This window comes from Streptomyces sp. NPDC007162, from assembly GCF_040634175.1.
Lineage (GTDB): Bacteria > Actinomycetota > Actinomycetes > Streptomycetales > Streptomycetaceae > Streptomyces.
In genome coordinates this window covers 1-1104 of record NZ_JBEYFC010001059.1, presented here as the reverse complement: position 1 = coordinate 1104, position 1104 = coordinate 1, and the positions used below count along the sequence as shown (strand labels likewise).

1 pseudogene is annotated in these 1104 nt (G+C 73.3%); it reads left to right on the top strand.

Annotated elements, in window-relative coordinates:
• Window positions 1-97 precede the first annotated feature (97 nt).
• Window positions 98-1104, top strand: a pseudogene (locus ABZ646_RS47140) (ATP-binding cassette domain-containing protein); the annotation flags it as partial.

Genomic DNA, 1104 nt, shown 5'->3' with positions numbered 1-1104 from the left:
GGTCCCGGCCGGGGCACCTCCCGCTCGACGATCTCGAACGACCCGCCTGCGGCGGACACCTGCGCGACTCGGTAGGTACTCATGACGTCTCTCCCAGCTCGTCACGCACGACGTGGGCGTCGCCGCCGAGAGCGTCGACGAGGTGCTCGTCATGCGGCACGGCCGCGTGGTCGAACAGGGCCCGGTCACCGCCGTACTGGGGGCGCCCACCCAGCCGTACACGCGGGAACTGCTCTCCGCCGTCCCGCGGGTGGACGCGGCGCGCACGCCCTCCGAGGCGTCCGACGAGGTGGTCCTGGAGGCGACGGGCCTGCGGCGCGAGTTCGGCCGCGGCAAGCGGGCGTTCACGGCCGTGGACGACGTGTCGCTGACCGTCCGCCGGGGCGAGACCCTCGGTGTCGTCGGGGAGAGCGGCAGCGGCAAGACGACGCTCGGCCGGATGCTGGTCGGGCTGCTGGAGCCGACGGCGGGCGAGGTCCGCTACGACGGGCACGCGCGCGTGGGCGTCGACCCGGCCCTCCAGATGGTCTTCCAGGACCCGGTCTCCTCGCTCAACCCGCGCCGCAGTGTGGGCGAGTCGATAGCCGACCCGCTCCGCGCCCGTGGCGACCGGGACGAGAGGCGCATCCGAGGGCGAGTGGTCGAACTGCTGGAGCGCGTGGGGCTCGAAGGAGCGCACTACGACCGCTACCCGCACGAGTTCAGCGGTGGCCAGCGCCAGCGCGTGGGTATCGCGCGGGCGCTCGCGGCCGACCCGCGCGTCATCGTCTGCGACGAGCCGGTCTCCGCGCTGGACGTCACCACCCAGGCCCAGGTCGTCGCCCTGCTCGGCGAACTCCAGCGCGAACTCGGGCTGGCGCTCGTCTTCGTCGCCCACGACCTCGCCGTCGTACGGCAGGTCAGCGACCGGGTCGCGGTCATGCGCAGCGGACGGATCGTGGAGACCGGGCCCGCCGACGAGGTGTACGACCGTCCCAAGGACCCGTACACCCGGCAACTCCTGGCCGCCGTACCCGCCCTCGACCCCGAGGCCCCGGAAGAGAGCGAAGAGCCGATCAAGCAGCGCAAGAACGGCCTGTACCCGGGCGTGTCCGACGAGCTCGC